The following is a 5,529-nucleotide window of genomic DNA, read 5'->3' on the forward strand; positions in this document are numbered from 1 at the left end:
GTTAACGCGAAATGGCCACCCTGCGTTGGGTGGCCATTTCGGTAATGGAAGTCCGGCGGTGTCCTACTCTCCCACAGGGTCCCCCCTGCAGTACCATCGGCGCTGAGAGGCTTAGCTTCCGGGTTCGGAATGTGACCGGGCGTTTCCCTCTCGCTATGGCCGCCGAAACACTATTGATGTTTCAGTCTGCACACAAACGATTGACGTGTTTGGTGCGGTTCTCGACCGTACATCGAGAACCACTCAGTGGACGCAAGCACCTAGAACGGTGTGTTATCAAGTCATCGGCTTATTAGTACCAGTCAGCTGCACGTGTTGCCACGCTTCCACATCTGGCCTATCAACCCAGTAGTCTGGCTGGGAGCCTCTCGCCCGAAGGCATGGAAGTCTCATCTTGAGGCCGGCTTCCCGCTTAGATGCTTTCAGCGGTTATCCATCCCGAACGTAGCTAATCAGCGGTGCTCCTGGCGGAACAACTGACACACCAGAGGTTCGTCCAACCCGGTCCTCTCGTACTAGGGTCAGATCCTCTCAAACTTCCTACGCGCGCAGCGGATAGGGACCGAACTGTCTCACGACGTTCTAAACCCAGCTCGCGTACCGCTTTAATGGGCGAACAGCCCAACCCTTGGGACCTACTCCAGCCCCAGGATGCGACGAGCCGACATCGAGGTGCCAAACCATGCCGTCGATATGGACTCTTGGGCAAGATCAGCCTGTTATCCCCGAGGTACCTTTTATCCGTTGAGCGACAGCGCTTCCACAAGCCACTGCCGGATCACTAGTCCCGACTTTCGTCCCTGCTCGACCTGTCAGTCTCACAGTCAAGCTCCCTTGTGCACTTACACTCGCCACCTGATTGCCAACCAGGTTGAGGGAACCTTTGGGCGCCTCCGTTACTTTTTGGGAGGCAACCGCCCCAGTTAAACTACCCACCAGGCACTGTCCCTGAACCGGATTACGGTTCTAAGTTAGATATCCAGAGTGACCAGAGTGGTATTTCAACAATGACTCCACGGTAACTGGCGTCACCGCTTCAAAGTCTCCCACCTATCCTACACAAGCCACACCGAACACCAATACCAAGCTGTAGTAAAGGTCACGGGGTCTTTCCGTCCTGCTGCGCGTAACGAGCATCTTTACTCGTAGTGCAATTTCGCCGAGTTCGCGGTTGAGACAGTTGGGAAGTCGTTACGCCATTCGTGCAGGTCGGAACTTACCCGACAAGGAATTTCGCTACCTTAGGATGGTTATAGTTACCACCGCCGTTTACTGGGGCTTAAATTCTCAGCTTCGCCTTGCGGCTAACCGGTCCTCTTAACCTTCCAGCACCGGGCAGGCGTCAGTCCGTATACATCGTCTTGCGACTTGGCACGGACCTGTGTTTTTAGTAAACAGTCGCTACCCACTAGTCTCTGCGGCCTCCAAACGCTTTCGGAGCAAGTCCTAATACGTCGAAGGCCCCCCTTCTCCCGAAGTTACGGGGGCATTTTGCCGAGTTCCTTAACCACGATTCTCTCGATCTCCTTGGTATTCTCTACCTGACCACCTGAGTCGGTTTGGGGTACGGGCGGCTAGAACCTCGCGTCGATGCTTTTCTTGGCAGCATAGGATCACCCACTTTTCATCCGCATCGTGTCTCAGCCTGTATGAGTCACGGATTTGCCTATGACTCGGCCTACGCACTTGCACCAGGACAACCATCGCCTGGCTTGGGCTACCTTCCTGCGTCACACCTGTTAATACGCTAACCGCACCAGCATGGGGTCGTGCGCTAGCTCCCCCGCCTCACCCCGAAGGGATCGTACGAAGGAATTCGGGCACTTAGCACCACTGGATTAGTTTGGGCGGTTCTTCGCCGGTACGGGAATATCAACCCGTTGTCCATCGACTACGCCTGTCGGCCTCGCCTTAGGTCCCGACTTACCCAGGGAAGATTAGCTTGACCCTGGAACCCTTGGTCTTTCGGAGGACGTGTTTCTCACACGTCTTTCGCTACTCATGCCTGCATTCTCACTCGTGTGGCCTCCACGGCTGGGTCACCCCGCCGCTTCGCTGGCCACACGACGCTCTCCTACCCATCAACACGGCTGGACCACGAAGGCCTACCAATAATGTCAATGCCACAACTTCGGTGGCGTGCTTGAGCCCCGTTACATTGTCGGCGCGGAATCACTTGACCAGTGAGCTATTACGCACTCTTTCAAGGGTGGCTGCTTCTAAGCCAACCTCCTGGTTGTCTAAGCAACTCCACATCCTTTCCCACTTAGCACGCGCTTAGGGACCTTAGTTGGTGGTCTGGGTTGTTTCCCTCTCGACTATGAAGCTTATCCCCCACAGTCTCACTGCTGCGCTCTCACTTACCGGCATTCGGAGTTTGGCTGACGTCAGTAACCTGGTGGGGCCCATCGGCCATCCAGTAGCTCTACCTCCGGCAAGAAACACGCAACGCTGCACCTAAATGCATTTCGGAGAGAACCAGCTATCACGAAGTTTGATTGGCCTTTCACCCCTATCCACAGCTCATCCCCTCAGTTTTCAACCTAAGTGGGTTCGGCCCTCCACGACGTCTTACCGTCGCTTCAGCCTGGCCATGGATAGATCACTTCGCTTCGGGTCTAGGACATGCGACTGAATCGCCCTATTCAGACTCGCTTTCGCTACGGCTACCCCACACGGGTTAACCTCGCCACATATCGCTAACTCGCAGGCTCATTCTTCAAAAGGCACGCTGTCACCCCTGCTAAGGAGGCTCCAACGGTTTGTAAGCAAACGGTTTCAGGTACTATTTCACTCCCCTCCCGGGGTACTTTTCACCTTTCCCTCACGGTACTTGTCCGCTATCGGTCATCTGGGAGTATTTAGGCTTATCAGGTGGTCCTGACAGATTCACACGGGATTTCTCGGGCCCCGTGCTACTTGGGATACTCTCCACGCTGCGTCCGACATTTCGGTTACGGGGCTGGCACCCACTCTGGCCGGCCTTTCAAGACCGTTCACCTATATCGCCGCATCACGTTCACTGCTCGGCAGAACAGCACGGAAAGTCCCACAACCCCGAATACGCAACTCCTGCCGGATATCACACGTACTCGGTTTAGCCTGATCCGGTTTCGCTCGCCACTACTAACGGAATCGCGGTTGCTTTCTCTTCCTGTGGGTACTGAGATGTTTCACTTCCCCACGTTCCCTCTACCCGCCCTATATATTCAGGCGGGAGTCACTGGGTCGGCACGCCGCCCAGCGGGGTTTCCCCATTCGGACACCCTCGGATCACAGTGTGCTTATCCACTCCCCGAGGCTTATCGCAGATTGCTACGTCCTTCTTCGGCTCCAGATGCCAAGGCATCCACCGTTTGCTCTTAAAGACTTGAAATCACATGAGTTTCATCAAGAATCGAACCCGGACCGAAGTCCGAGCTGAAATTGACTAATGATCTTTAAGATCATCAAAAACGAACCAGATCAAAGATCCGGCTCGCAAAGATGCTCGCGTCCACTGTGTAGTTCTCAAAGTACGGGCGGTCCCCACCCCGCAGCCGGCATCCGCCGACATGAAGGATGAGCCCAGAAGTCCCAGCCGCAGAAACCCAACAGGTCCCCGCATCCGGTCCCTCAGGACCCAACAACGTGCACGCCCCGCCAGCATCACCCCCACCGTTCCAGACCCGAAGGCCGTACTGAGCAGGAGATCTCCCGAACGGAGCCTCATCAAATGTTCCACCCATGAGCTACCAGCGAGAACATTCGTCTCGATCTGGCGCCTGGACACCCCGAAGAGTGCCAGATGCTCCTTAGAAAGGAGGTGATCCAGCCGCACCTTCCGGTACGGCTACCTTGTTACGACTTAGTCCTAATTACCGATCCCACCTTCGACGGCTCCCTCCACAAGGGTTGGGCCACCGGCTTCAGGTGTTACCGACTTTCATGACTTGACGGGCGGTGTGTACAAGACCCGGGAACGTATTCACCGCAGCGTTGCTGATCTGCGATTACTAGCGACTCCGACTTCATGAGGTCGAGTTGCAGACCTCAATCCGAACTGGGACCGGCTTTTTGGGATTCGCTCCACCTCACGGTATTGCAGCCCTTTGTACCGGCCATTGTAGCATGCGTGAAGCCCAAGACATAAGGGGCATGATGATTTGACGTCATCCCCACCTTCCTCCGAGTTGACCCCGGCAGTATCCCATGAGTTCCCACCATTACGTGCTGGCAACATAGAACGAGGGTTGCGCTCGTTGCGGGACTTAACCCAACATCTCACGACACGAGCTGACGACAACCATGCACCACCTGTTCACGAGTGTCCAAAGAGTCCCCTGTTTCCAGGGTGTTCTCGTGTATGTCAAGCCTTGGTAAGGTTCTTCGCGTTGCATCGAATTAATCCGCATGCTCCGCCGCTTGTGCGGGTCCCCGTCAATTCCTTTGAGTTTTAGCCTTGCGGCCGTACTCCCCAGGCGGGGAACTTAATGCGTTAGCTGCGTCACGGAATCCGTGGAATGGACCCCACAACTAGTTCCCAACGTTTACGGGGTGGACTACCAGGGTATCTAAGCCTGTTTGCTCCCCACCCTTTCGCTCCTCAGCGTCAGTTACGGCCCAGAGATCTGCCTTCGCCATCGGTGTTCCTCCTGATATCTGCGCATTCCACCGCTACACCAGGAATTCCAATCTCCCCTACCGCACTCTAGTCTGCCCGTACCCACTGCAGGCCCGAGGTTGAGCCTCGGGTTTTCACAGCAGACGCGACAAACCGCCTACGAGCTCTTTACGCCCAATAATTCCGGATAACGCTTGCGCCCTACGTATTACCGCGGCTGCTGGCACGTAGTTAGCCGGCGCTTTTTCTGCAAGTACCGTCACTTTCGCTTCTTCCTTGCTAAAAGAGGTTTACAACCCGAAGGCCGTCGTCCCTCACGCGGCGTTGCTGCATCAGGCTTCCGCCCATTGTGCAATATTCCCCACTGCTGCCTCCCGTAGGAGTCTGGGCCGTGTCTCAGTCCCAGTGTGGCCGGTCACCCTCTCAGGCCGGCTACCCGTCGACGCCTTGGTGAGCCATTACCTCACCAACAAGCTGATAGGCCGCGAGCCCATCCCAGACCAAAAAATCTTTCCAGCAGCTGGAGATGCCTCCGCTGCTCGTATCCAGTATTAGACGCCGTTTCCAGCGCTTATCCCAGAGTCCGGGGCAGGTTGCTCACGTGTTACTCACCCGTTCGCCACTGATCCACAGAGCAAGCTCTGCTTCACCGTTCGACTTGCATGTGTTAAGCACGCCGCCAGCGTTCATCCTGAGCCAGGATCAAACTCTCCATAAAAAATGTTTGCCACCACGACCCGGAAAAAGAGCCACAGCAGCGAGTTCGAAACTGACCAAACGGATGCCATCACTGACAATCCATACGCCAACCCCAAAAAGAGGCTGGACTTGATCCAAAGGAATCTCAAACGATCAAAAAATGACCGACGAGGTTAATTGGCATTTGACAAGTGCACGCTGTTGAGTTCTCAAGGATCGGACGCTCC

At 55.5% G+C, this 5,529-nt stretch carries 3 rRNA genes; all 3 read right to left on the minus strand.

What is annotated here, in order from left to right:
* Positions 1–50: 50 nt before the first annotated feature.
* Positions 51–167 (minus strand): 5S ribosomal RNA (gene rrf, locus MK786_RS16230).
* Positions 168–272: 105 nt separating this feature from the next.
* A 23S ribosomal RNA gene (locus MK786_RS16235) occupies positions 273–3,376 on the minus strand.
* 422 nt (positions 3,377–3,798) lie between these two features.
* A 16S ribosomal RNA gene (locus MK786_RS16240) occupies positions 3,799–5,321 on the minus strand.
* The 16S, 23S and 5S rRNA genes sit together here, the layout of an rRNA operon.
* Positions 5,322–5,529 lie beyond the last annotated feature (208 nt).

The sequence above is a fragment of the Microbacterium sp. CFH 31415 genome (assembly GCF_022538185.1).
Taxonomy (GTDB): Bacteria; Actinomycetota; Actinomycetes; order Actinomycetales; family Microbacteriaceae; genus Microbacterium.